Source organism: Roseobacter sp., from assembly GCF_024639605.1.
Lineage (GTDB): Bacteria > Pseudomonadota > Alphaproteobacteria > Rhodobacterales > Rhodobacteraceae > Roseobacter.
The window spans coordinates 1-3,400 of the sequence record NZ_JAHEHZ010000127.1; the positions used below are offsets into that span (position 1 = coordinate 1).

Here is a 3,400-nt window from a genome sequence, read left to right on the forward strand (position 1 = left end):
ACCGGTACGCCCTGCGCCAGCGACGTCAGACGAACCTGCCCCTCAAGCTGGTCGGCAATGTAATGTGCGGTGGTCAGACCGTCGATGGTGGCGCTGAGCGCGAGAATGACCTCGGTGATATTCTCTGACGGGATGCGGTCGAGAAGGCGTGGAATACGCAGTTCGTCAGGCCCTACCGCATCAAGTGCTGAAAGTGTGCCGCCAAGCACATGGTACCGGCCTTTGAATACGCCCGAGCGTTCCATCGCCCAGAGATCCGCCACATCGCTGACCACGCAAAGCTCTCCGGTGGCGCGTTTTTCCGATGTGCAGATGTCACAGATATCCGTGGTGCCGACATTCCCGCAGTTCAGGCATTCCCGGGCTGTTTCAGCAACCGTGCGCAGGGTGTCGGCAAGAGGCATCAGCAACAGGCTGCGTTTACGGATCAGGTGCAGCACCGCACGCCGCGCCGATCGCGGCCCGAGGCCGGGCAGCCGGGCCATCAGCTCTATGAGAGCATCGATGTCTTTTGTGCTGCTCAAAGCGTGCGCCTTTCAAAGGGGCCTGCACGGGAAAAGTCCGCAACCAACGGCGGGCGTGCCGGGAGGCGGAAAAACCCGTCTCAGAAGGGCAGCTTCATGTCTGCCGGCAGGCCGAGGCCTTCGGTCAGTTTTGCCATTTCTTCCTGTGCGCGCCGGGACGCCTTGCCCTGTGCGTCTTTGATCGCGGCAAGAATGAGATCTTCGACCACTTCTTTGTCGTCGCCGTTGAAGATCGACGGGTCGATGTCGAGGCCTTTCAGCTCGCCCTTGGCGGTGCAGGTGGCTTTCACGAGGCCGGCACCGGATTCGCCTTCGACCGTGATGTTCTGCATGTCTTCCTGCAGTTCGGCCATTTTGCCCTGCATTTCCTGGGCTTTCTTCATCATCCCGGCCATATCGCCGAGACCGCCTAAACCTTTGAACATCTGATCATCCTTTGTGAGACAGTTTGCATTTTATATGTGAAGGCGCGCGCCGGGAACAAGAGGATCAGCTGTCCTCAAAGGGGTCCCATTCGTCCTCGACCTCCGGCAGCGCTTCCTGACGGGCCGCTGCGGCAATGGCTTCGGGGGTGCGCACTGTGCCGATTTCAGCCTTCGGAAACTGCGCCAGAACGGCCTGCATCAGCGGATGCTGCCGGATCTGTTCTTCCATGGCGTATCGCGCTGCATTGCGCACCTCGTCGATCGTTTTCGCGCCGCCCTCGCTGACAACGGTCACCGCCCAGCGATTGCCGGTCCAGTTCTGCAGCCGCTGACCGAGGCGTTGCGCCAGGTCACGCGGCGCACGGTCGGTGGGCTGAAATTCGATGCGCCCCGGCTGGTAGGTGACAAGGCGCAGGTCGGTTTCCACGTCTACCAGCAGTTTGCCGTCTTTATTGGCGCGGATGAGTTCGACCACATGCTCAAAAGTCGGGAACCGCGCGAGCGCTGCATCGGCGTCCGCTGCCAGCGCTGTGGCGGGGCCGGCTCCTGATCCGCCTGACGCACGCGGTGCTGTACTGACAGTGCCGGCAGGGGCAGCCGAACGCGCCGCCGGCGCGGATGCCGCCGCAGTGCCACCCGATGCACCGGTGGGCCCGGTGGGCGGCGGGGTCGTGCCGCTGAGCCTGCGCAGCAGATCCTCAGGCGCGGGTAGATCCGCCACATGGGTCAGCCGGATAATTGCCATCTCGGCTGCCATCATAGCATTCGGTGCTGTCGCAACTTCGTCCAGAGCTTTGAGCAGCATCTGCCACAGACGTGTAAGTACCCGCATCGGCAGTTTTTCCGCCATGGCAAGGCCACGCGCGCGCTCGTCCGGAGAGACTGTCGGGTCTTCGGCAGCCTCGGGCGTGATCTTGACCACCGAAACCCAGTGCGTGATCTCGGCCAGATCGCGCAGCACCGCCATCGGGTCCGCGCCTTCGGCATACTGGCCGGAAAGTTCGCTCAGCGCTGCGGCGGCGTCACCCCTGAGCACCATATCAAACAGATCGAGCACCCGGCCACGGTCGGCAAGGCCCAGCATCGCGCGCACCTGATCGGCGGTGGTCTCGCCGGCGCCATGGCTGATCGCCTGATCCAGCAGCGAAGTGGCATCGCGCGCGGACCCTTCCGCGGCCCGTGTGATCAGCGCCAGCGCGTCATCGGTGATCTGTGCTCCTTCGGCTTTTGCGATCCGCGACATCAGCGCGATCATCACCTCCGGCTCGATCCGGCGCAGATCGAACCGCTGACAGCGCGACAGCACCGTCACCGGCACCTTGCGGATTTCGGTTGTGGCAAAGATGAATTTCACATGGGCGGGCGGCTCTTCCAGTGTCTTGAGCAGCGCGTTGAACGCACCGGTCGAGAGCATGTGCACCTCGTCGATGATATAGACTTTGTAGCGCGCCGAAGCTGCCCGGTAATGCACAGAATCAATGATTTCACGGATATTGGCCACACCGGTGTTTGAGGCCGCGTCCATCTCGAGCACGTCGACATGCCGGCCTTCCATAATGGCGGCACAGTGCTCACAGGTGCCGCAGGGCTCTGTGGTGGGGCCACCCAGGCCGTCCGGCCCGATGCAGTTCATCCCCTTAGCAATGATCCGCGCCGTCGTGGTTTTGCCGGTCCCGCGAATTCCTGTCATTACAAACGCCTGGGCGATCCTGTCGGCCTCGAACGCGTTTTTCAGGGTGCGCACCATCGCGTCCTGACCGACCAGATCGGCGAATGTTTCGGGACGGTATTTCCGCGCCAGAACCTGGTATTCAGTTTTTTCGCTGTCGGTCATGGAAGGCCCCGGGCAAGATTCGCGCGCTGGTGTTCAGGGTATGTCCTCGGGAAGGGGACGTAAACTAGAGCCACCACAAAATGAGGCCGGTGAGCACCGAGGCGCAGCTGAGAAAAATGCTCAGTGCCGTGAAATAACTCCGGCTTTGCGCCTGGGCCTCGTGTTCGTTCAGCCGCGACTGCGTGGCACAGGCCTGCCGCCGTGCAGCCCAGAAGATAAACACCGCGATCAGGATAAAGAAACTGGCGACGGATTTCGGCACCCACGTGGGCTCAAAAGGTCCGAATACAGCCTTCAGACCAATGGCCAGTGCCACGCAGGCCATCCCGGTCCGCATCCACCCTGCAAAGGTCCGCTCATTGGCGAGGATCGTTCTGTCCTCGGCCCAGTCGGTCCTGTCTTCGGCCAGTTCATTGTTGTTTGCCATGGACCTATTGTGTGGCTTGTGCGTTAGGATGCAAGGTGTCAGCGCCACAGGGAGCGAAGATAATGCGGTTAAGAGGCATAAGATCCAGCAGAAATGTACGTGTCAGGAGCGGCTCCGGGCGCGGTGGTCGGGCAGGCGGCCTGGGTCTGGTTGGTGTGCTTGCAGTCCTTGCAATCGGCTATTTTACCGG

4 protein-coding genes are annotated in these 3,400 nt (G+C 61.8%); all 4 read right to left on the reverse strand.

Annotated features, from left to right (window positions below; translation table 11 throughout):
* The coding region (gene recR, locus Q0M35_RS14510; RefSeq protein WP_295316539.1) for a recombination mediator RecR at window positions 1-524 on the reverse strand (524 nt) is incomplete at its 3' end.
* An 80-nt stretch (window positions 525-604) separates the two neighbouring features.
* Complete coding sequence (locus tag Q0M35_RS14515) at window positions 605-949, reverse strand: YbaB/EbfC family nucleoid-associated protein (protein ID WP_295316541.1); 345 nt, start codon at window positions 947-949, stop codon at window positions 605-607.
* Between the two features lie 64 nt (window positions 950-1,013).
* Window positions 1,014-2,783: a DNA polymerase III subunit gamma/tau gene (locus Q0M35_RS14520; RefSeq protein WP_295316543.1), complete on the reverse strand. Its 1,770-nt coding sequence runs from the start codon at window positions 2,781-2,783 to the stop codon at window positions 1,014-1,016.
* A 64-nt stretch (window positions 2,784-2,847) separates the two neighbouring features.
* Window positions 2,848-3,210: a DUF202 domain-containing protein gene (locus Q0M35_RS14525; protein ID WP_295316545.1), complete on the reverse strand. Its 363-nt coding sequence runs from the start codon at window positions 3,208-3,210 to the stop codon at window positions 2,848-2,850.
* Window positions 3,211-3,400 lie beyond the last annotated feature (190 nt).

What these genes read in the sequence shown, in the direction of transcription:
- Q0M35_RS14515 (WP_295316541.1), bottom strand. Translation starts at nt 949, where the DNA reads ATGTTCAAAGGTTTAGGCGGTCTCGGCGATATGGCCGGGATGATGAAG.
- Q0M35_RS14520 (WP_295316543.1), bottom strand. Translation starts at nt 2,783, where the DNA reads ATGACCGACAGCGAAAAAACTGAATACCAGGTTCTGGCGCGGAAATAC.
- Q0M35_RS14525 (WP_295316545.1), bottom strand. Translation starts at nt 3,210, where the DNA reads ATGGCAAACAACAATGAACTGGCCGAAGACAGGACCGACTGGGCCGAG.